This is a genomic window from Oceanicella sp. SM1341 (genome assembly GCF_003448965.1).
Classification (GTDB): Bacteria; Pseudomonadota; Alphaproteobacteria; order Rhodobacterales; family Rhodobacteraceae; genus Paroceanicella.
On the sequence record NZ_QRGC01000047.1, the window covers coordinates 1 to 20,323 of the forward strand.

Here is a 20,323-nt window from a genome sequence, read left to right on the forward strand (position 1 = left end):
CTGCCCCGGGCTGCGGAGCCTGCCCGCCCGCTTGCGCGGCACCCGGCCGGCGCGGCCCCTGTCCGGGTCTCTCCCGCCGCCGGCGCCGGGCGACCTTCTCTCCGGCTGGCCACAGGCCCGGCCCGGTCCGCGCCTCCCCGGGATCGCCGGCGAAACCGGCGCCCGCCACCCCGCACTGCACCCGCGGGGCAGTGAGCCCCTGCGGCCCCGGGCTGCGCCGGCCCGCGAGCGCCGGGATGCCGCCTGCCTGGCCGCGCGCCGCCTGCCCGTGGGCGCGGGGCGACGCTGCCGGACGGTATCCGCGATGCCTCGCCTGCGCCCCGGGAAGGCCGCGCCATGCCCGGAGATGACGCGCCCTCCGGGCCCCCGAGCCCGCTGGAGCCCGCCGCCGCAGACTTCCTCGCCGCGCTGCGCCCGGAAGAGGTGCCCTTCGCCCATCTCGACTGGCCCGGCCGGGCGCGGCGGCTGCTCGAGCGCATCCAGTCCGCGCCGTCCGGCCGGCCCGGCACGCTGGTGCAGGACACCCGCTTTCCGGTGCCCGGCGGCAGCCTGGCGGTGCGCATCCTGCGGCCGCCCGGCGCCGCCGGGGCCCTGCCGGCGGTGCTGTATTTCCACGGCGGTGGCTGGATGCTCGGCGGGCTCGCCACCCACGGGCGCCTGGTGAGCGAGATCGCCGCCGCGGCACGGGCGGCGGTGGTGTTCGTCGAGCTGTCGCGCACGCCGGAAGTGCGCTTTCCGGTGCCGCTCGAGCAGGCCTTCGCGGCCGCGCGGCACCTCTTCGGCGCGGCGGCGGACCTGGGGATCGACCCCGCCCGTCTCGCGCTGGCCGGAGACGGTACCGGCGCCACGCTCGCCACCGCGGTGGCGCTGCTGGCCCGGGCGCGGGGCGGGCCGCGCTTCGCGCTGCAGGCGCTGCTCTACCCGGCCCTGGACACCCGCTTCGACACCGGCTCCTACCGGCGCTACGCACAGGGGCCCTGGCTCACCCGTGCCGCGATGCGGCGCTTCTGGGAGGCCTATCTGCCGGATGCGGCGGCGGCGCGGAACCCGCTCGCCGCCCCGCTGCGGGCCCGGCGCGCCGACCTCGCCGCCCAGCCCGAGACGCTGCTCCTGCTGGCGGAGCACGACGTGCTGCGCGACGAGGGCGAGGCCTATGGCCGCCGGCTGGCCGAGGCGGGGGTGCGCGTGACCTCGCTGCGCTGCAACGGAACCATCCACGATTTCGCCATGCTCAACGCGCTGGCCGATTCCGCCGCCACGCGCGGCGCGGTGGCGCAGCTCTGCCTCGCCCTGCGCGAGGCCCTGTCGTGACGGGCGGTGCGCCCGCGCCCCGCGCCGGGCCGCGCAACCGTTTCGCGGGGCCTTCCGCGCCGGCCGCCGCGTTGCGGCAACGAGACGTTCGTTCTATACTTCGCCTCTCGCCCGGGGTACCCGGAACGCCGGTCCACGCGCATTGCGCGGCGTGAGCGGGCTTGCCGGTCCGTTGGACCCCGTGCAGAGACCCCGTGCAGAGGAGGAGCGCCCCTGTCTTCGCAGCGTCCCGTCCTGAGCGAACGGCCTCTCCGGACCCCGGAGGGGATCCTCGCCTTCGGTCCCTTCTGCCTCGATGTCCCGCGTCGCCAGCTCCTGTGCGGCGATCAGGACCGCGCGCTGGGCGAACGGGCGTTCGACCTGCTGCTGGCGCTGCTGTGGCAGCCGGGGGAGCTCGTGTCCAAGGAGCGGCTCTACGAGGCGGCCTGGCCGGACACGGTGGTGGAGGAATCCAACCTGCGCGCCCAGGTGGCCCTGCTGCGCAAGGCGCTGGGCGACGGGCGTGACGGCGCGCGCTACATCGTGGCGGTGCCGGGGCGGGGCTATCGCTTCGTCGCCCCGGTGGAGCGGCGCTACCGGTTGCCCCCCGTGGCCCCGGTTCCGGCCGCGGCCCCGGCCCTCGCGCCCGCCTGCCTGCCCGGTGCCAGCCCGCGGCTCACCCGTCCGATCGGCCGCGACGAGGTGATCGGGGCGCTGGCGGCACGGGTGTTGCGCACGCGCTTCGTGACCATCGTGGGGCCCGGGGGGATCGGCAAGACCACGGTCGCGATGGCGGTGGCGGCCGAGCTTGCCGGCGCCTGCCGCGACGGCGCGTGCTTTCTCGACCTCGCCCCGCTCGCGAGCCCGGAGCTGCTGCCCAGCGCGCTGGCGGCGGCGCTCTCGCTGTCGGGCATCGGCGAAGACCCGACCCCGGCGATCCTCGAGGAGCTGCGCGGCCGCCACATGCTGCTGGTGCTCGACTGCTGCGAGCACGTGATCGAGCCCGCGGCCCTGCTGGCCGAGAGCCTGATGCGCCACGCGCCCGGGGTGAGCGTTCTCGCCACCAGCCGCGAGCCGCTGCGCGCGGAGGGAGAGAGCGTGCACCGGCTTGCCCCGCTCGAGGTGCCGCCCGCCGGGGCGGGAGACACCGCGGCCGAGGCGCTGCTCTACCCGGCGGTGCAGCTCTTCGTCGAACGTGCCGCCGCCGGCGTGGAGGGCTTCGCGCTCGACGATGCCGATGCGCCTGCGGCCACCGGCATCTGCCGCACGCTCGACGGGCTGGCGCTGGCCATCGAGCTCGCCGCCGCCCGGGTGGACGCGCTGGGCGTGCGGGGGCTCGCCGCGCGGCTCGACGATCGCTTCGCCGTGCTCACGCAGGGCCGCCGCACCGCGCGCCAGCGCCACCGCACCCTGGGCGCGGTGCTGGACTGGAGCTTCGACCTGCTGCCGCCGGCCGAGCAGCTGCTGCTCAACCGGCTTTCGGTGTTCCGCGCCGCCTTCGATATCGACGCCGCGGTGGCAGTGGCGGGCGATCCGCCGCTCAACGGGCTCAAGGTGTTCGAGGGCCTCGCCAACCTGGTGAGCAAGTCGCTCGTCGTGGCGAACATGATCGAGGGGCAGGCGGAATACCGGCTGTCGGATTCCACGCGCATCTACGCCCGTGCGAAGCTGGCGGCGAGCGGCGAGCAGGACGCGCTGGCCCGCAGCCATGCCCGGCATTTCAGCGCCGTGCTCACCGCCCGGGAGGGCGGGCGCCAGCGCGTGCAGGGCGAGGCGGGGCTGGCCCAGCTCCAGGCCGGCCTCGACGACGTGCGCGCCGCGCTCGACTGGGCGCATGGCCCGAACGGCGACCCGGGCCTCGCCGCGGACATCGCCGCGGCGGCGGTGCCGCTCTGGCTGGGCATGTCGCTGCTCGAGGAATGCCGCCAGCAGGTGGCGCGGGCGCTGGGCATTTCGGCGACCGGCGAACAGCCGGAGCTGCACATGAAGCTGTGCGTCGCCTACGGGCTGTCGCTGATCTACACCAGGGGGCCGGGCCCGGAGGCGGAGGCGGCGCTCGACAAGGCGCTGCGCCTCGCCGAGGGGCTGGGCGACAACGACCACCTGCTGCGCGCGCTCTGGGGCCTTGCCGCCGTTCACGGCGGCACCGGGCGCTTCCCGCTCGCCATGGCCAATGCCCGGGCCTTTGTCGAGATGGCCGAAACCCCCTGCGACCGCATGGTGGGAGACCGGCTGGTGGGCATGGTGCAGCACTACCTCGGGGCGCAGCAAGAGGCGCGCCCGCCGCTGGAGCGCCTGCTCACCGCGGCGGAAGGGCCCGGGCGCGGTGCGGATGCGATCCGCTTCCAGTACGACCAGCGCGTGGCGGCGGGCAGCGGGCTCGCCTGGGTGAGCTGGCTGCTCGGCAGCCCGGATACCGCCCGGCGCCACGCCCATGAGGCGCTGGCCCATGCCCGGGCCATCAGCCACGTGAACTCCGAGATCTTCGCGCTGGCCGAGGGCTGCTGCCCGATCGCGCTGCTCACCGGCGACATGGCGGCGCTGGCCGTCGCGGTCGAGGCGCTGGAAGGCGCGGACCGCGGCTGCTCGGTGCCGATCTGGTCGGCCACGGGGCAGGTGTTCCGCGGGCTGCTCTCGGTGCGCCGGGGCCGCTACGGCCAGGGCATCGCCGAAATGACCGCCGGGCTGGAGAGCCGGCGCCGCTACGGTTTCGTGGCACGGGACGGCTTCTACCGCGCCGGCCTCGCCGCGGCGCTGGCCGGGGCGGGGGCGCTCGAGCTGGCAGGCGCGGAGATCGAGACCGCGCTCGCGGTCGCGGCCCAGCACGGCGAGCGCTGGTGCAGGCCCGAACTGCTGCGGGTGAAGGGCGAGATCCTGCTCGCCGCGGGCGACCCGGGCGGCGCGCGGCACTCATGGGGGCTCGCGCTCGAGACGGCGCGCGCCGACGCCGCCATCGGCTGGGAGCTGCGCATCGCCATCTGCCTCGCCCGGCAGCTGCGCGCCGCCAACCGCCCGGTCGAGGCCCGCGCCATGCTCGCCCCGCTGCTGGCCCGCTTCTCCGAGGGCAGCGACACCGCGGACCTGCGCGACGCCCGCCGGTTGCTCGCCACCGGCGGCTGAGCCCCGACCCCACACCCTCCGGACACGGCCCCTCCCTGCCATCGCCGCCTGCCTCTGCCCGGCGGCGGCAGGCCTGTGCGGTCCGCGCCGTTTCCCCGCGATTGCGCCGCCTGCCATGCGTTTCGCGGGCGTTTCACGGCATTTGACGGCGTTTCACTGTGGCTGGGGCACGGCGCGGCGCATGCTGCGCACCGAGGACGAACTCACCGGAAACGAGGCGAAACCGGCCGCGGGCCGGGCCGCGATAGCGGGCGGGATCGGGGCCGGGATCGCGGCCGGAATCAGGGGAAGTCACGGCCGCGACCATGGTCGCGACAAGGGCACCCGGCGCCGCAGGCCGTCCCGGCCGACAGGAATTCAGAGCGACGCCCGGGGGGCGTCGCGCCCGGGCCGGCCCGTTGCCACGTCGTGGCCGCCGCCCGCGCGCACAGGAGAGGATCGCGGGATGCCCAGGATCACTACCGCCGACGGAACCGGCATCCACTACAAGGACTGGGGCAGCGGCACGCCGGTGGTGTTCAGCCACGGCTGGCCGCTCAACTCCGACGCCTGGGAGGCGCAGATGCTGTTCCTCGCCGAGAACGGCTTTCGCGTGATCGCCCACGACCGCCGCGGCCACGGCCGCTCGGACCAGCCCTGGCACGGCCACGACATGGACACCTATGCCGACGATCTCGCCGCGCTGTTCGAGACGCTCGACCTGGAGAATGCGGTGCTCGTGGGCCATTCGACCGGCGGTGGCGAGGTGGCGCGCTACATCGGGCGCCACGGCTCGGCCCGGGTGGCCAGGGCGGTGCTGATGGGCGCCGTGCCGCCGCAGATGCTGCGCACCGCGGCAAATCCCGAGGGCCTGCCGATCGAGACCTTCGACCATCTGCGCGCCGCCAGCCTCGCCGACCGCGGCCAGCTCTACCGTGACCTCGCCGCGGGGCCGTTCTACGGCTTCAACCGCACGGGCGCGCGGGTGTCGCAGGCCCTGGTCGACCTGTTCTGGATGCAGGGCATGACCGCCGGCCACAAGGCCGCCTACGACTGCATCCGCGCCTTCTCGGAGACCGATTTCACCGAGGATCTGAAGCGCTTCGACATCCCCGCCCTCATCCTGCACGGCGGCGACGACCAGGTGGTGCCGATCGAGACATCGGCCCGCCGGGCGGCGGCGCTCATCCCCCGGGTCGCGCTCAAGGTCTATCCCGACGGCGACCACGGGCTCGCCGCCACGCACCGCGAGGCGGTCAATGCCGACCTGATCACCTTCGCCCGGGCCTGAAAGGCCCGGCGGGAAACCGCTTCACTCACCCCGGCCGGGCCGCCCGGAGGCGGTCCGGTACCATCAAGGAGAACGCCCCATGTCCGACCCCAGGCTCGAAGTGCTGACGCCGCTCAACAGCCAGCTCATAATCATCGACCACCAGCCGCAGATGGCCTTCGGCGTGCAGTCGATCGACCGGCAGGTGCTCAAGAACAACGTCGTGGCCCTGGCGAAATCGGCGAAGATATTCGACATCCCGGTCACCATCACCACGGTGGAAACCGAGAGCTTCTCCGGCCACACCTACCCGGAGATCCTCTCCGTCTTCCCCGAGGCGCCCCTGCTGGAGCGCACCTCGATGAACTCCTGGGACGATCAGAAGGTGCGGGACTCGCTGGCGAAGGCCGGCCGCAAGAAGGTGGTCGTGGCCGGGCTCTGGACCGAGGTGTGCAACAACACCTTCGCCCTCTGCGCCATGCTCGAGGGCGGCTACGAGATCTACATGGTGGCCGATGCCTCCGGCGGCACCTCGCTGGCCGCGCATGACTGGTCGATGCAGCGCATGGTCCAGGCCGGCGTGGTGCCGGTGACCTGGCAGCAGGTCCTGCTCGAGTGGCAGCGCGACTGGGCCCGCCGCGACACCTACGACGCGGTGATGGAGGTGGTGCGCGAGCATTCCGGCGCCTACGGCATGGGCGTGGACTATGCCTACACCATGGTGCACGGCGCACCCGAGCGGACCGGCCACGGCCCCGTGCTCGCCCCGGTGCCGGCCACCCCCGTCGCCGCCGAGTGACGGCCGGGAGCGGGCCGCCCGGGCCCGCTCCCCCAGCCTTGCCCCGACACGCGCCGCCCGCGGGCCGGGCGCGCGAGCCACGAAGGAACCCCCATGTCCAGCACCATTCTCGTCAATGGCCGCATCACCACCCTCGATCCCGACCGCCCGGAGGCGGAGGCGCTGGCGGTGCGCGACGGCCGTGTCCTCGCCACCGGGGCGGAGGCCGACGTGCGCCGCGCCGCCGGCGAGGACGCGCGGGTGATCGACCTCGGCGGCCGCCGTGTCATCCCCGGTCTGAACGACAGCCACACCCACCTGATCCGCGGCGGGCTGAGCTACAACATGGAGCTGCGCTGGGAGAACGTGCCCTCGGTGGCCGATGCGCTGCGGCTGCTCAAGGCGCAGGCCGCGGTCACGCCCGCGCCGCAATGGGTGCGCGTGGTGGGCGGCTGGTCGGAGTTCCAGTTCGCCGAGCGCCGCATGCCCACGCTCGACGAGATCAACGCCGCCGCCCCCGACACCCCGGTCTTCGTGCTGCATCTCTACGCCCGCGCCATGCTCAACCGCGCCGCGCTGGAGGTGCTGGGCATCGGGCGCGACACGCCCAACCCGCCGGGCGGCGAGATCGAGCGCGACGCGCGCGGCAACCCCACCGGCATGCTGATCGCGAAGCCTTCGGCGCTCATCCTCTACTCCACCCTCGCGCAGGGGCCGAAGCTGCCGCGCGAGGACCAGGTGAACTCCACCCGCCACTTCATGCGCGAGCTGAACCGGCTCGGCATCACCTCCGTCATCGACGCGGGCGGCGGCGGGCAGAACTACCCGGAGGATTACGACGTCGTCACCGAGCTGGAGGCCGACGGCGCGCTCACCGTGCGCATCGCCTACAACCTCTTCGCCCAGAAGGCCGGCACCGAGCTTTCCGACTACGAGCGCTGGGTGGAGATGACCGAACCCGGCGCGGGCTCGGACATGCTGCGCATGAACGGCGGCGGCGAGAACCTCGCCTGGTCGGCGGCGGATTTCGAGAATTTCCTCGAGCCGCGCCCCGACCTCGCCCCCACCATGGAGGCGGAGCTGGAGAAGATCGTCGAGCTGCTGGCCGAGCGCGAGTGGCCCTTCCGCATCCACGCCACCTACGACGAGACCATCGACCGGTTCCTCACCGTCTTCGAGCGGGTGAACCAGCGCCAGCCCTTCCGCACCCGCTTCATCATCGACCACGCCGAGACCGTGAGCCAGCGCAACCTCGAGCGCATCGCGGCGCTGGGCGGCGGCATCGCCATCCAGCACCGAATGGCCTTCCAGGGCGAGTATTTCGTCGACCGCTACGGGGCCGAGGCCGCCCGCGCCACGCCCCCCGTCACCGCCATGCTGGCCCAGGGCCTGCCGGTGGGGGCGGGCACCGACGCGACGCGCGTCGCCTCCTACGACCCCTGGGTGGCGCTGTGGTGGCTGGTCACCGGCCGCTCGCTGGGCGGCATGCAGCTCGCCCATCCCGACAACCTCCTCGACCGCGAGACCGCGCTGAGGCTCTGGACCGAAGGCTCCGCCTGGTTCTCCGGCGAGGCGGATGTGAAGGGCCGGCTCGCGCCCGGCTGCTACGCCGATCTCGCGGTGCTCTCGGCCGATTACTTCGCCGTGCCGGAGGAGGAGATCCGCTCCCTCTCCTCGGTGCTCACCATGGTGGGCGGGCGCATCGTGCACGGGGCAGGGGGCTTTGCCGACCTCGCCCCGGCGCTGCCGCCCGCGAGCCCGAAATGGAGCCCGGCCGCCGGCCTGTCCTCGCCCGGCTCCCGCGCGCCGGTGCGCCCCGACCCGGCCGTGGCGCGCAGCTGCCATGACGCCTGCGCCAGCGGCTGCGGCCTGCACGGCCACAACCATGCGATCGCCTGGACCACGCCGATCCCGGTCAGCCGGCTGAAGGAGTTCTGGGGCGCGCTCGGCTGCGGGTGTTTCGCGGTATGAGCAGCACCGCTTCCCCCGCGCCTCCCGCCGCCTCGGCCTGGAGCCCGTTCCGCTACCGCGCCTTCGCGCTGCTGTGGACCGCCACGCTGGTCTCGAACATCGGCACCTGGATGAACGATGTCGGCTCCGGCTGGCTGATGACCGTGCTCAGCCCGTCGCCGGCGGTGGTGGCGCTGGTGCAGTCGGCCACCACGGCGCCGGTGTTCCTCTTCGCGCTCTTCGCCGGCGCGCTGGCCGACCGCATCGACCGGCGGCGCTACCTCATCGTGGTGAATGCCATCGTGGCGGTGGTGGTGGCGGTGCTCGCCCTCGTCACCTCGCTGGGGCTGATGACACCGGAGCTGCTGCTGCTCTTCACCTTCCTCATCGGCACCGGGGCGGCCTTCGTCGCCCCCGCATGGCAGGCGGTGGTGCCGGGGCTGGTGCCGCGCGAGAGCCTCACGCCGGCCATCGCGCTCAACTCGATGGGCATCAACATCTCCCGCGCCATCGGCCCGGCGCTGGCCGGGCTGCTGATCACCGCCGTCGGCCTCTCGGCGCCGTTCATCGCCAACGCGGTGAGCACGGTGGTGATCGTGGTGGCACTGATCGCCTGGCGCCCGGCGCCGGAGCCGGCGCGCGCCCTGCCGCCGGAGCCGATCCTGGGCGCGATGCTCACCGGGCTGCGCCACGCGGCGCGCAACCCCGCGCTGCGCGCCACCATGCTGCGCTCCTTCGCCTTCTTCACCTTCGCCTCCGCCTACTGGGCCCTGCTGCCGCTTGTGGCGCGCAGCCTGCCCGGGGGCGGGGCCGAGCTCTACGGCGTGCTGCTCGCGGCCGTGGGGGCCGGGGCGGTGGGCGGCGCGCTCTCGCTGCCCGCGCTGCGCAAGCGGGTGGACAGCAACCGCATGGCGGCCGCCGGCACGGTGGTGACGGCCGTCGCGATGATCCTGCTCGGCATCGCCGACGAGGCCGTGGTGGCGCTGGTCGCCGCCCTCCTCGGCGGGCTGGGCTGGATCGCGGTGCTCACCAGCCTCAACGTCTCCGCCCAGACGGCACTGCCGAACTGGGTGCGGGCGCGGGGGCTCGCGGTCACGCTCATGGTGTTCTTCGGCTGCATGTCGGCGGGGGCTGCCATCTGGGGGCAGGTGGCGGCGGCGGGCTCGATCGGCCTCGCGCTGCTCATCGCCGCCGCGGGCGCGCTGGTGGCGATCCCGCTCACCTGGGGAGCGAAGCTGGGCCAGGGCGAGGCGCAGGACCTCTCGCCCGCGCTGAGCTGGGCCGACCCGGTGGTGGCCCCCGAGCTGGGCGAGAGCCATGACCGCGGCCCGGTGATGGTGACCATCCGCTACGAGGTGCACGAGGCCGACGTGGAAGGCTTCCTCGCCGCCATCGGCACCCTCTCGGGCGAGCGCTACCGCAACGGCGCGCATGACTGGGGCGTGTCGCAGGACGCGGCGGAGCCGCAGGTCTGGCTCGAGTGGTTCATGCTGCCCAGCTGGGCCGAGCACCTGCGCCACCATGCCCGCACCACCCGGCACGAGCAGGAGATGCACGCCGCCGTGCGCGCCTTCCACCAGGGCGCCGAGCCGCCGGAGGTGCGCCACTACCTCGCCCCCTCGCGCAGTCTCGCGCGCCGGGCCTCCGCCTCGGCCAGGGGCGGAGGCAGCACGGGGCAGGCGCCGGGCGAGGCCCCGGCCTCCTGATCGCGGCCCCCCGCGCGGAGCCACCGCGCGGGGGGCAGGGCCGCCGCGCGGGAGGGCAGGAGCCGCCCGGCGCGGATCGGCGCTTGCGCCCCGCCCCGCCGGACCGTCAGACTGGACCTCCCCAGAGCCGTCCCGGAGCCCGCGCATGCTGACAGTGCTGATCACCGCCCTCCTGCTGGGCCTCGTCGCCGGGTTGCGCACCATGACGCCGCCCGCCCTGCTGGCCTGGGCCGCCTGGCTGGGCTGGCGCCCGGTGGAGGAGAGCTGGGCCGCCTTCCTCGCCTCGCCCTGGGCCCTGGGGGTGCTGAGCCTGCTCGCGCTCTGCGAGCTGGTGGTCGACCAGCACCCCGCCACGCCCAGCCGGCGGGAGCCGCCGCAATTCGCGGGGCGTCTGGTCTCCGGGGCCTTCTGCGGCGCGGTGCTGGGCACGGCCGCGGGGCTCGTGCTGCCGGGGCTCCTGGCCGGGGCGGCGGGGGCGGTGGCCGGCACCCTGGGCGGCTCGGCGGCGCGGGCCCGCCTCGCCGCGCGCTTCGGCTCGGACGTGCCGGCAGCGCTGACGGAAGACGCAGTCGCCATCCTTGGCGGCCTCATCATCGTGGGAGCGAGCTGATGGAAGAATTCGACGCGATCATCATCGGAACCGGGCAGGCCGCCCCGCCGCTGGCGGCCAGGCTCTCGGCGCAGGGGCAGCGCGTGGCCGTGATCGAGCGCAAGCTCGTGGGCGGCACCTGCGTGAACGCGGGCTGCACCCCCACCAAGGCGCTGGTCGCCTCGGCGAAGGTGGCGCAGACCCTGCGCCGCTCCGCGGAATACGGCGTGGAAGGCGCGCCACCCAGGATCGACATGCCGGCGGTGACCGCGCGCCTGCAGGGCATCGCCGCACGATCGCGCACCGGCGTGGAGAGCTGGCTGGAGGGCATGGAGGGCGTGAGCCTGATCCGCGGCCAGGCCCGGCTCGACGGGCCGGGCCGCGTGGCGGTGGGCCCGCGCCGCCTCGCCGCGCCGCGCATCTTCCTAAACGTCGGCGCACGCCCCGCGCTGCCGGACCTGCCGGGGCGCGACACGGTGCCGGTGCTCACCAGCACCGACATGCTGGCACTGCGGCAGGTGCCGGAGCATCTCGTCGTCGTGGGCGGCAGCTACATCGGGCTCGAGTTCGCCCAGGCCTTCCGCAGGCTCGGCGCGGCGGTGACCGTGGTGGAGCGCGGCGCCGCCCTGCTGGGCCGGGAAGACCCGGAGGTCTCCGGGGCCATCCGCGAGATACTGGAGGAAGAGGGCATCGCGGTGCACACCGGGGCGGAATGCATCTCGCTCGCCGCCGCGCCCTCGGGCGTGCGCGTGTCCCTGGGCGGCGAGGGCCCCGGCGCGCGCGAGGTCGTCGGCAGCGACCTGCTCCTCGCCGTGGGGCGCGTGGCCAACACCGACGATCTGGGGCTCGAGACCGTGGGGATCACCCCCGGTGCCCGCGGCATGATCGAGGTGAACGACCGGCTGGAGACCGGCGTGCCCGGCCTCTGGGCGCTGGGAGACTGCAACGGCCGCGGCGCCTTCACCCATACCTCCTGGAACGACCACGAGATCGTGGTGGCCAATCTCCTCGAGGGCGGCGACCGCCGGGTGAGCGACCGGATCCCCTGCTACGGGCTGTTCATCGATCCGCCGCTGGGCCGTGTCGGCCTCACCGAGACGGCGGCGCGGGCCGCGGGGCACGATGTGCTGGTCTCCTCCCGCCCGATGAGCCGCGTCGCCCGCGCGGTGGAGAAGGGCGAGGCCCGGGGCGTGATGAAGGTGGTGGCGGAGGCGGGCAGCGGCCGGGTGCTGGGCGCGGCCATCCTCGGCCCCGGCGGCGACGAGGCGATCCACGCGCTGATCGACGCGATGCAGGGCGGGCTCACCCGCGAGACGCTGCAATGGGCGGTTCCGGTGCACCCGACGGTGGCCGAGCTGATTCCCACGCTTCTCGGCACCCTCGCCCCGGCCGGCGAGGCCGCGGGCGCGTAGCCCCCGCGGGGTACGGCGGGGAGCACGCGTCCGGGCTCGCCCCGGCCGCAAGCCCCGGGGATGGAGACGGCCCTCGGGATGGTCGTCGCCCGGGAAAGGCGCGGGACGGGGGGCGCCTGCGCGGGGCGGCCTCCGCTGTCCGCTCGGGGAGCCGCCTCGCGGTCCCCCCGCGGCAGGCAATGCCTTCGGTGCACGGATGCGGTGCCGGCGGGAAGATCCCGCGGGCGAGCGGAAAGGCTGCCGGCATGTATTCGCCAACGGAAACTGTCTTCATGGAATTGCGAAGAAATAATATGCTTCCGATTATTTTCGGAAATCGAAAGATGGTCATTGTCACGGACCCGTACATATGATGGCCTCGAGCATCTCTACCGCGAGCGTTACGCCCCCGCGCTGAAGGAGGCCCGGCCGGCGGGGCGCCTGAACGCGTCCATGCTGCGCGTGGTGCAGGGGGCAGGGGACTGGTCGGGGGCGGCGACCCCCGACCTCGTCATCGGGGTGACGACGGTCCTGCGGGCGCCGGCCAGGCTGAACCTCGGCGGTGGCCGCTTTTCCATGAGCGGTTTCGTGCCCGACGCGTTCACCACGATGCCGCCGGGTTTCTCCAATTCGGTCCTGGTGGAGGGGCCGCACGCGGTGCAGATCCTCGCGCTCCCCTACCGCAGGCTGCTGGCCTTTGCCGGCGAGGAGGCCGGCCTTCCCCCGGATGGCGATTTCGGGGCGCTGCATCGCGGCTACAACGTGAATGCCGAGGTCGTCACCCAGCTCAACCGCTTGTGGATCGGCACGAGGGACCCGAGCGTGAACGGCCGCCTCTGGGCCGACGGCGTGATCCTCGAGATCGTGGCCTCGCTCCTGGAAATGCGTGACGGGCGCGCCAGGAACCTTCGCGGCGGGCTCGCCGCCTGGCAGGTGTCGCGGGCGCTCGAGCTGATGGATGCGCGGCTGTCCGGGGAGGTGGGCCTCGAGGATCTCGCCCGGGCGGTCGGGCTCTCGACGGCGCATTTCAGCCGGGCCTTCAGGGTGTCCGTGGGGGTGCCGCCGCATCGCTGGCTCGCGCAGCGGCGGATCGAGCGCGCGAAGACATTGCTCGCCGACCGCAGGCTGGGGCTGACGGAGATCGCGCAGAGCGTCGGCTTCGGCGGCCAGTCGGCCTTCGGGGCGGCCTTCAAGCGGCTGACGGGGCTGACGCCGGGCGAGTACCGCCGCCTCCTCTAGCGCGGGCGCATTTCAGCAGGACCGATGGAAAGGCAGCATGGCGGATGGAACGCGGGAGGCCCTGCCCGGGCGATGATGCCGTTGCAAGCGCATCGCAGCAGAGGAGGACCCGACGATGACCGCCCCCGCAAGCCACGCAGACCGTGACCTCGCCTATTTCGGCGTTCCCTGGGAAGAGGCGTACGGCTATGCCCAGGCCGTCCGGAAGGGCAACATGCTCTTCATCTCCGGGCAGCTCAGCCACGCCGAAGACGGCACGTTCATTGCCCCGGCGGAGCTCGACGAGGCCGGCCGCATTGTCGATGCCTCCAACACCGGGGAGCAGATGCGCGCCACCTACGTGAATGCGCAGCGGATCCTCGCGAAGTTCGGCGCCACGCTCGCCGACGTGGTCGAGGAGACCATCTACGCGATCGACATGGACGCGGCCTTCGCGGCCGCGGGGCCGGTCCGAAAGGCGGCCTACGGCACGGAGCGGCCCGCGGTCGCCAGCACGATCGCCGGCACCACGCGTCTCGTCATCCCGCATCAGCTGATCGAGATCAGCATGCTGGCGATAGTGGCGGACTGATCGACCGCGGCGCGGGCATGGCCCCCGGCGGCGCGCCGGGGGCGACCGCATGGCCGACCGGCGTCCCTGCCAGGGCCGGACAAGCAAAAGGCCCCGGTGGGGCCCTGCACGCATTCTGTGGCTGGATATGGCGGAGGGACAGGGATTCGAACCCTGGAGACGGTTCCCCGCCTACACACTTTCCAGGCGTGCGCCTTCGACCACTCGGCCACCCCTCCGCGATAGAGCGGTCTTATACAGCCCGTGCCGGGATTCGCAAGGGCATCTGCCAGGCTATTCTGCCGGCTCGGGAAAACTCTGCGCCGCGGTGTCGGGGAAGACATCAGGCGGGCTCGCGGTCGCTGAGCACCGAACGGTTGCGGCCGGCCGATTTCGCCGCGTAGAGCCGCGTGTCGGCGCGGGCGAAGACCTCGTCGAAGCTCTCGCCGTCCGGGCCCCAGGCGGCCAGCCCGGCCGAGAAGCTCACCCGCAGCGGCATCGGGCCGCCGGCGAATGCCGTTCCGGCAAGGGCCCGGCGCGCAGCCTCCACACGCCGGTGCGCCTCGGCGAGGCTGGTGCCGGGCATCACCAGCACGAATTCCTCGCCGCCGATGCGGCACAGCGTGTCGCCATGGCCGAACCGCCCGCGCAGGAAGTCGGAGAAGCCGCGCAGCACCTCGTCGCCCGCCGCGTGGCCATGGCTGTCGTTGATCCGCTTGAAGTGGTCGATGTCGATCACCACCAGCACGGGCAGGGGCCTCCGGGCCGAGGCGCTCGAGCACCGCGTCCAGCCCGCGGCGGTTGAGCAGGCCGGTGAGCGGGTCCACGTCCACCTGCGACTTGAGCGCCCGGTGCATTTCCGTGATCGCCTCGAGCCGCCGCTCGCTCAGCCGCAGGGCCTGTTCGAGCGCGAGCGCCTGCTGGCGCACCCGGGTGATGTCCTTGAGCAGCAGCATCCAGCCGCCCGTCTCGCCGCCGCCGAGCGGCTTCTCAAGCGCCGAGGCGGTCACCTGGTAGTGCCGCGCGCCGACATCCAGCAGCTCCGGCAGCACGCGGAGGTCGGCGCCCTGCAGCATTTCGCGCACCAGCGCCTCGACCTCCGGGCAGCGGAAGCGGGCGAGGGACTGCCGGGCCGCGCTGTCGGTGCTCAGGCGCCGCGCCGCCGGATTGGCCTCCACCAGCCGTCCCCTGCGGTCGAGGAACAGCACCGGGTCGTCCAGCCGCTCGAGCAGGGCGCGGTTGCCGGCTGGCAGGATGCTGAAGAACTCGTCGGAGATGATCAGCCAGCAGAACAGCAGCGAGATCGACAGGAAGGAGAAGGGGGTGGGGTCGAAGCCCAGCAGCGTGAAGCCGAAGAGGATGTAGCCGAGGTTTGCCCCGATCGCGAGGCAGGTGATCGCCAGCAGGGTGAGGAAGCGCAGCCGGTGCAGGCGCGGCGCGGCGAAGGCGCCGCGAGCCACGGTCACCACGCTCCAGGACAGGAAGCCGTAGAGGCAGAGCGCGCCGAGATAGAACAGCGGCCCGTGCACGTAGCGCACCGGGGCGCCGGGCGCATCGCTCAGCGGCCCGGTGCCGGCGGCGTAGAACAGCCCGTGCCAGCCGTTGGTGAAGGCCGCGGCCGAGAGCAGCAGCGGCCCGGCCAGCACGGCGAGGCGCTCCCAGCCCGCCACCGGCGCATCGATGCTGTGGGCATAGCGGCGGTTGAACAGGGCCCAGGCCGCCGGCAACAGCCCGATGGCCGGCCAGCATGCCTTGGCGAAGAAGATCTTGCACTGCGGCCCCGACACGGCGATTTCCAGAAGAGCGCAGGCCAGCCACCAGAGCATCGCGGCCTGCGACAGCAGGAAGAAGCCCCTGCCGTAGAAATCCGACTGCCGGTAGACCCAGAGCGCGAGCAGGAACACGCCGCAGGCGACGAAGGCGGCAAGGAACAGCCCCGGCGTGACATGGATGCCCGCGAGGCAGTGCAGGATTCCGCCCTGGCTGTCCATCCGCCCCACCTGACCCGAACGCGGGGCCGCGGCCCCTCTGCCGGCCACGCGGTCCGGCGCCCCGGCACCGGCCACGCGGCCGCCGCCCCACTGCGAACTCCGCACCGGCAGGCGCCCGGACAGGGGGCGGGCCGTGCCGGCGACCCGCCACGCTCTTATCGCGAAGCCCGCGCCGGGGGAAGCCGTCTGTGCCTGCTGCGCCGCGATGCATCCGTGCGGGGCGATCACGAAAATTCCCCTTGATCATCCGCCGCCGTATCCATAAGAAGCGCCCTCAGAGGCGCCAGACGCCTCGCCCCGCGGAGAGGTGCCGGAGTGGTCGATCGGGGCGGTCTCGAAAACCGTTGACCTCGCAAGGGGTCCGAGGGTTCGAATCCCTCTCTCTCCGCCACTTTGCCCTACATTTTCAAGCGTAACCCGTTGATCTAAAACGGAAACGCATTTTCGCGTTGACCGCTTGCCCTACTTTCTGCCCTATTAATTGACCTACAGGGGGCGGAAATGGCGATCAGACGGCGCGGCAAGGCGGGAACCTGGCACCACTACAAGCGGGTGCCGAAGCGCTACGAGAGCTTTGATGCGCGCGGCATCGTGCTCACCAGTCTCCACACCACCGACCAGGCCGAGGCGCGCGAGAAGGCCGCGCGCATGGAGCGACTCATGCTCTCGCGCTGGGAGGCGATGCGCGCCGGCCATGACGACGACGCCCATCGCTACCACGACGCCCTGCGCGAGATCGCCGAGGCCCGCGGCATGGTCTACCTGCCCGCCGCCGAGCTGCGGAAGCGCCCCGTCACCGAGACGCTCGAGCGCATCGAGGCCGGCGCGGGCGACCCGCAGGCCCTCGAGGCCACGCTCGGCGCAGCCGAGGCGCCGGTGCTGCGCATGTCGGATCTCTTCACGCGCTACGAGGCGCTCACCGAGGACCGGCACACGGGCAAGAGCGCCGACCAGCTCCGCCGCTGGCGCGCGCCGCGGCTGAAGGCGGTGCGCAACTTCACCGAGCTCGCCGGCAACCTGCCGCTCCGGGACGTGGGCAAGCCGCATGTGCACCGGCTGCGCTCCTGGTGGTGGGAGCGGGTGAAGGCCGGCACCGTCTCGGCCGGCTCGGCCAACAAGGATTTCTCCTATCTCTCGGCGATGTTCTCGACCGTCGCCAAGATGGACGGCCTGCACCTCGACAACCCGTTCCGCGACATCGCCCTGCAGGAGAAGGAGGCCGAGAAGTTCCCCTTCTCCACCGCCTGGATCCGCGAGCGCATCCTCGCCGCCGGCGCCCTCGCGGAGCTCAACTCCGAGGCCGCCGACATCCTGCTGGTGATGGTGAACACCGGCTGCCGGCCGAGCGAGGTCTGCGACCTGCTGCCCGAGCACATCCACCTCGACGCCAACATTCCCCATTTCGAGATCCGCCCCGACGGCCGCGAGCTGAAGACGAGCTATTCGCGCCGCGACGTGCCGCTGGTCGGCGTTTCGCTCGAGGCGCTGCGGCGCCACCCGGAGGGCTTCCCGCGCTACCGGGGCAAGCCGTCGAACTGGTCGGCGATGGCGAACAAGTTCCTGCGCGGGCACGGCCTGCTCGAGACCGAGAAGCACAGCGCCTATTCGCTGCGCCACGCCTTTTCCGACCGCCTGATCGCGGCCGGCTGCGAGGACCGGGTGCGCAAGGAGCTGATGGGGCACCGCCCCGAAGGCGTGGTCTACGGCAACGGCGCCGCTTTGGACCTGCGCGCCGACTGGTGTGCGCGGGTGGCGGTGGGCTGAGCGAAATGCGAGGCGATGCCGGTCTCGTCCGGCAGCGCCGTGAGCTCTTCCCGGAGTCGCTCGTAATGCAGCGCGAAGCACTCCCGCGCCTGCGGCAGGCTGGCCTGCTGGTAGGCTTCGGCCAGCACATCCATTGCGCGCTGGATGCGCTCCCGGGTGACAGGCTTGCTCATGCCGCCGGGCCCTCGATCTCGTAATCGGTGAGCCCGTGCAGGCGCACCAGGCGCCGCGCATGCGCCTCGCTGCGCACCGGCCACCAGCGGCCCGTCTTGCAGCACGAGAGGATCATGGCCGGGGCTCCTGCGTCACGGCCCGCGCCTCGCGGACCAACCGCATCACCTGGTCGGCTGCCGCCTCCTGCGTCTCGTGCCGGCCGCGGTGGATCATCTCGTAGACGTGGTGCGCGCCGTCCTTGTCGCGACGGATGGTGAAGCTGCTGCTCATGCCGCGGCCCTCATCGCGTGCCCGCCCCACTGATCGGCCATCGCCGCGGCGATACCGGGGAAGAAGCGCGAGCGCTCGCGCCAGCGGTCAGGGCCCGGCGGCATGCGGTGCACCCGCGCCTCGCGGCCGGTGACGATCTCGGTGGGCTGCAGCGGCGGCAGGTTCTTCAGCCAAAGGCAGGTGCGCTTGCTCTCGCCATGCCCGAACTGCCACGGCTGCACGCTCTGCGCCGGCGGGGCGTAGTTCGCGATGCGCTCCTTCGCATGCCGGTGCATCACCGGGTTCTCGACCGCGATGCGCTCGATGGGAGCATTCCAGAACGCGGAGAACAGCGCGGCGCCCTCGTCCAGCTCCGCCCACATCTCGGCGCGCGTGCGGCCCGCCGGCGGCTTCGAGAGCCAGCGCACGCCGCTGTTGCATAGCCGGGTGCAGGGCGGGTGCGCGACAATCAGCAGATCCCAGCGAGCGTCGAGCAGGCTCCGCGCGTCCCCCACGATATGCTTGTTGGAGCGGTCCTCGGCCGGCAGCAGGTCGCAGGACCAGGCGTCATGCCCGCGCTCCGCGAAGGCGCGGCGCACGATGCCGGAGAACTCGCAGGCGACCAGCACGCGCATCTCCCTCATGCGAGCCCCCAAAGGCAGAGCCGCGCGAGCAGCAGCCAGCCGAGCGCGCCGAGGGCGCCGGCCAGCAGGTACGGGCGCAGGCCGGCGAGCTTGCGCCCGAGCGCCTCGACCGCGAGCCAGAGCAGCAGCGCACCCACGGCAGCGCCTGCGCAGGCGGCAAAGAGCCAGGGGAGTACTGCCATCACCGCCCCTCCCTCAGCCCGGCGCGATGCCGGGCGATCTCCGCGCGCATGCGGGTGATCGTGTGGAGCTCAACCGACAGCCGGTGTTCGGCCTCGAGGGCGACGCGGTCTGCCGCCTCAAAGACAACCTCGGCCGCGACGGTGAAGCCGCCATGGGCGTGCACCATCCCGTCATGGATCATCCCGGCCACCCGGGCGGAGGGCTCGCCGATCTTCATCGGGCGGCCCGCCCGGTCGTGCGGCTGGCGGGGACGTAGCGCGCCGAGCCATCGGCGGCGGTGACCATGCGCAGGGCCGGCAGGCCATGCGGGTGTTTCAGCGCAAGGATGGCGAGGCTCGCGAGCGAAGGGCTGGGGCGGGTGGCGCCGGTCAGGATGGCGCGGGCCTGGGCATGGGTTTGCTTGAGGGGCATTTGAGAGTTCCGCTTTCCCGTTGAAACTGGGAGAAACGGTATGGGGATAAAAATCCCCAGTCAAGACATTAAGGGATAATAGTCCCTATTGACGTGGCTCACGGAAAGGCGAATCGCCAGGCTAACGCCAATCAGCCGGCATCTGAGGTTTGCCCAGATCGACGGGTGGACATCCAGCAGTATGTTCGCTTAATGTTCCAACTCAAGGAGGAGCACGGGAATGAGTGCATGTCAGTGGCTGTCGGCCGAACTGCGGGAAATTGTCAGTCTTCCGCCTGGCCCCGAGAGGCGCGCCCGCGTGCAGCATCTAGCAGAATCGCCCGCTCTTCGGGCCTTAGCTGACTGTATAGACGGGCTACGTCAGCTCGGTCTGCGGCCAGATTGCTGTCCAGAAACTCGTTGACCGTGAGGCCGAAGTAAGCCGCCACCGCGACCGCATCCTCGACGTTGGTCGTTCCCGACTTGCCCTGCTTGATCTTCTTGAGCTGCTCGTAAGACACCTTCGCGCCCTCGGCCACCGCGCGCAGCGATGGGCCGCCCGGTGCATCGATTCTGGAGATGAGGGCGTCGCGAAAGGTCATTGCCATGCCTTTCAGGGTACTTTTCGCCCCCAGCTCCGCATAGGCGATAATAGTCCCTTGACACGATGGGGATAATACTCCCCATATGCTGCCATCATGAGCAACGCAGACATCATCGTCGAGATCGAGGAATTCGCGCGGTTCGCGGGGATTGCCCCGGCCACTGTCACCAGCAGGGCCGTGGGCAACAGTCGCCTGCACCGGAACCTCAAGGCGGGCAGAACCTGCACTCTCGCAGTGGCCGAACGCGTCCGGGCCTACATGACTGCGCATCGCTCCCAACGCCCGGAGGCCTCGGAGTGATGGCTTCCGACAATCGCCCTGCATTCCCCCTCGTCCGTCTCGCCATTTCGACAGCTGCACACTATGCGCCCGGTGAGTACGGCCACAAGGAAACAGCCTCCGGAGGTTTTCCCATGCGCCCGCAGCGCCCCAATTCCTTCCACGCCATGCTGGCCGACCTG

The 20,323-nt window shown here is 72.5% G+C and carries 20 protein-coding genes, 2 tRNA genes and 1 pseudogene; 13 read left to right on the forward strand and 10 right to left on the reverse strand.

The genetic code is table 11. The features are described from left to right. The first annotated feature begins 336 nt into the window (after positions 1–336). The 10 genes from D3P35_RS24545 (at position 337) to D3P35_RS24590 (ending at position 13,883) form a co-directional block, all read left to right on the forward strand. On the forward strand, positions 337–1,311 hold the full coding sequence (locus D3P35_RS24545) for an alpha/beta hydrolase (RefSeq protein WP_118138574.1): 975 nt from the start codon (positions 337–339) through the stop codon (positions 1,309–1,311). Positions 1,312–1,317: 6 nt separating this feature from the next. After that, positions 1,318–4,410 carry a winged helix-turn-helix domain-containing protein gene (locus D3P35_RS24550; RefSeq protein WP_118138575.1) on the forward strand — a complete coding sequence of 1,031 codons (3,093 nt, stop codon included), beginning with the start codon at positions 1,318–1,320 and terminating at the stop codon, positions 4,408–4,410. Positions 4,411–4,855: 445 nt separating this feature from the next. After that, a complete protein-coding gene (locus D3P35_RS24555) occupies positions 4,856–5,680 on the forward strand; it encodes an alpha/beta fold hydrolase (RefSeq protein ID WP_118138576.1) in 825 nt (274 codons plus the stop codon). 79 nt (positions 5,681–5,759) lie between these two features. Then, the gene (locus tag D3P35_RS24560) at positions 5,760–6,458 is read left to right on the forward strand and encodes a hydrolase (protein WP_118138577.1); all 699 of its coding nucleotides are present in this window, start codon (positions 5,760–5,762) and stop codon (positions 6,456–6,458) included. 93 nt (positions 6,459–6,551) lie between these two features. Further along, entirely contained in the window at positions 6,552–8,408 is a 1,857-nt protein-coding gene (locus D3P35_RS24565) for an amidohydrolase (RefSeq protein ID WP_118138578.1), read from the forward strand. Next, positions 8,405–10,093: an MFS transporter gene (locus tag D3P35_RS24570; RefSeq protein ID WP_118138579.1), complete on the forward strand. Its 1,689-nt coding sequence runs from the start codon at positions 8,405–8,407 to the stop codon at positions 10,091–10,093. The genes D3P35_RS24565 and D3P35_RS24570 overlap by 4 nt, the downstream gene beginning before the upstream one ends. A 145-nt stretch (positions 10,094–10,238) precedes the next feature. Beyond that, on the forward strand, positions 10,239–10,703 hold the full coding sequence (locus tag D3P35_RS24575) for a DUF4126 family protein (RefSeq protein WP_118138580.1): 465 nt from the start codon (positions 10,239–10,241) through the stop codon (positions 10,701–10,703). Further along, a complete protein-coding gene (locus D3P35_RS24580) occupies positions 10,703–12,094 on the forward strand; it encodes an FAD-containing oxidoreductase (protein WP_118138581.1) in 1,392 nt (463 codons plus the stop codon). Before D3P35_RS24575 ends, D3P35_RS24580 begins: the two co-directional genes overlap by 1 nt. A gap of 330 nt (positions 12,095–12,424) precedes the next feature. Beyond that, positions 12,425–13,312, forward strand: a complete 888-nt coding sequence (locus D3P35_RS24585) for an AraC family transcriptional regulator (RefSeq protein WP_157982304.1) — start codon at positions 12,425–12,427, stop codon at positions 13,310–13,312. A 115-nt stretch (positions 13,313–13,427) separates the two neighbouring features. Beyond that, on the forward strand, positions 13,428–13,883 hold the full coding sequence (locus D3P35_RS24590; RefSeq protein WP_118138583.1) for a Rid family hydrolase: 456 nt from the start codon (positions 13,428–13,430) through the stop codon (positions 13,881–13,883). Positions 13,884–14,011: 128 nt separating this feature from the next. Here D3P35_RS24590 and D3P35_RS24595 read toward each other — a convergent pair. The 3 genes and pseudogenes from D3P35_RS24595 to D3P35_RS27055 form a co-directional block, all read right to left on the reverse strand. Beyond that, a tRNA-Ser gene (locus D3P35_RS24595) sits at positions 14,012–14,101 on the reverse strand. A 104-nt stretch (positions 14,102–14,205) separates the two neighbouring features. Continuing rightward, positions 14,206–14,610: a GGDEF domain-containing protein gene (locus D3P35_RS24600; protein ID WP_157982305.1), complete on the reverse strand. Its 405-nt coding sequence runs from the start codon at positions 14,608–14,610 to the stop codon at positions 14,206–14,208. A 235-nt stretch (positions 14,611–14,845) separates the two neighbouring features. Then, positions 14,846–15,853: pseudogene (locus D3P35_RS27055) on the reverse strand (histidine kinase N-terminal 7TM domain-containing protein); the annotation flags it as partial. Positions 15,854–16,154: 301 nt separating this feature from the next. Between D3P35_RS27055 and D3P35_RS24610 the strand changes: the two are divergent. Both D3P35_RS24610 and D3P35_RS24615 read left to right on the forward strand, forming a co-directional pair. Beyond that, a tRNA-Ser gene (locus D3P35_RS24610) sits at positions 16,155–16,244 on the forward strand. 110 nt (positions 16,245–16,354) lie between these two features. Next, on the forward strand, positions 16,355–17,617 hold the full coding sequence (locus tag D3P35_RS24615; protein ID WP_118138585.1) for a tyrosine-type recombinase/integrase: 1,263 nt from the start codon (positions 16,355–16,357) through the stop codon (positions 17,615–17,617). Here the strand turns inward: D3P35_RS24615 and D3P35_RS24620 are convergent. The 7 genes from D3P35_RS24620 to D3P35_RS24645 form a co-directional block, all read right to left on the reverse strand. Further along, positions 17,554–17,790, reverse strand: a complete 237-nt coding sequence (locus D3P35_RS24620; protein WP_118138586.1) for a hypothetical protein — start codon at positions 17,788–17,790, stop codon at positions 17,554–17,556. The two genes, D3P35_RS24615 and D3P35_RS24620, sit on opposite strands and share 64 nt — an antisense overlap. 112 nt (positions 17,791–17,902) lie before the next feature. Next, entirely contained in the window at positions 17,903–18,061 is a 159-nt protein-coding gene (locus D3P35_RS26390; protein ID WP_157982306.1) for a hypothetical protein, read from the reverse strand. Continuing rightward, positions 18,058–18,675 carry a hypothetical protein gene (locus tag D3P35_RS24625; RefSeq protein WP_118138587.1) on the reverse strand — a complete coding sequence of 206 codons (618 nt, stop codon included), beginning with the start codon at positions 18,673–18,675 and terminating at the stop codon, positions 18,058–18,060. The genes D3P35_RS26390 and D3P35_RS24625 overlap by 4 nt, the downstream gene beginning before the upstream one ends. A gap of 5 nt (positions 18,676–18,680) precedes the next feature. Then, entirely contained in the window at positions 18,681–18,866 is a 186-nt protein-coding gene (locus D3P35_RS24630) for a hypothetical protein (RefSeq protein ID WP_118138588.1), read from the reverse strand. Beyond that, a complete protein-coding gene (locus D3P35_RS24635; protein WP_118138589.1) occupies positions 18,866–19,084 on the reverse strand; it encodes a hypothetical protein in 219 nt (72 codons plus the stop codon). The genes D3P35_RS24630 and D3P35_RS24635 overlap by 1 nt, the downstream gene beginning before the upstream one ends. Beyond that, positions 19,081–19,278 carry a hypothetical protein gene (locus tag D3P35_RS24640; protein ID WP_118138590.1) on the reverse strand — a complete coding sequence of 66 codons (198 nt, stop codon included), beginning with the start codon at positions 19,276–19,278 and terminating at the stop codon, positions 19,081–19,083. Before D3P35_RS24640 ends, D3P35_RS24635 begins: the two co-directional genes overlap by 4 nt. 263 nt (positions 19,279–19,541) lie before the next feature. Beyond that, on the reverse strand, positions 19,542–19,859 hold the full coding sequence (locus tag D3P35_RS24645; protein ID WP_118138591.1) for a hypothetical protein: 318 nt from the start codon (positions 19,857–19,859) through the stop codon (positions 19,542–19,544). Positions 19,860–19,955: 96 nt separating this feature from the next. Here D3P35_RS24645 and D3P35_RS24650 point away from each other — a divergent pair, with 96 nt between their 5' ends. Beyond that, on the forward strand, positions 19,956–20,162 hold the full coding sequence (locus D3P35_RS24650) for a hypothetical protein (protein ID WP_118138592.1): 207 nt from the start codon (positions 19,956–19,958) through the stop codon (positions 20,160–20,162). Positions 20,163–20,323 lie beyond the last annotated feature (161 nt).